The following is a 980-nucleotide window of genomic DNA, read 5'->3' as shown; positions in this document are numbered from 1 at the left end:
ACGGAGTCGTTCACGTACGAGGTCGCGGACACGGGTGGCAAGTCGGCGACGGGCACGATCCGTATCGGCGTGATTCCGCGGCCGGTTGAGGCGTTGCCGCCGAACGCGGTCGATGATGTCGTCGAGTTGCGTCCGGGGCGTCGTGCGGCGATCGATGTGCTCGGCAATGACTCGGACCCGAGCGGGTATCCGATCAAGGTGGTGAAGAAGCTGCCCGAGGTCGGTGAGGGACTGACGGCGAGTGTGAAGAACAACCGGGTGCTGGTCGAGGCGCCCGATGCCGAGGGTGGCAACTCGGTGCGGTACGAGATCACGAACGGTCACGGCGGTGCTGATGGTGCGTTCATCCAGGTGCTCGTGACCGAAGATGCGAAGATCGAGCCGCCGACGGCGCACGACCAGGTCGTCGAGCCGAAGCAGGTCGCCGACAAGAAGTCGGTGACGGTCGATCCGTTGAAGGATGCGCAGAACCCGGGTGGTCTGGTCGAAGATCTCGTGGTCACGGTCGAGGGCCCGAACTCCGAGAATGCCGAGGTCATGCCCGATGGCACGGTGAAGGTCTCGCCGACGTCGAAGCGTCAGGCGATCGCGTACCGGCTGATGAACGAGATCGATGAGCTGTCGGCGATGGCGTTCATCATCGTTCCGCCGAGCGTCGACCCGGACGAGGCGGAGAAGAAGGACGAGGAAGAGACTTTCCCGCCGCCGTACCTCGCTGAGATCGGTCCGCAGATCGTTCGGATGAACGGGACGATCTCGTGGAGCGTCGGCGACATCGTGATCGTGCCGTCGGGCAAGCCGGCCAGGATTCTCTCGGCGACCGCGACGAACAGCAACGGCAGTTCGCCGATGGCGGATTCCTCGTCGTTGACGTACACCCCGGCGAAGGACTTCCGTGGCCAGTCCGCCGTGACGTTCGAGGTCACCGATGGTGAAAGCGCGAGCGATCCGAAGGGCCGCAAGGCGTTCCTCACGATTCC

Annotated in this window: 1 protein-coding gene; it reads left to right on the top strand. The window is 64.4% G+C overall.

Annotated features, from left to right (window positions below; genetic code table 11):
* A partial coding sequence (locus tag AC6CH0_RS17750) for an Ig-like domain-containing protein (protein ID WP_498103329.1) occupies positions 1-980 on the top strand: 980 nt, incomplete at both ends.

It is taken from the genome of Agromyces sp. GQ35 (assembly GCF_059758475.1).
Note: the sequence above shows the minus strand (reverse complement) of the source record. Positions and strands in the feature narration are given on the sequence as shown.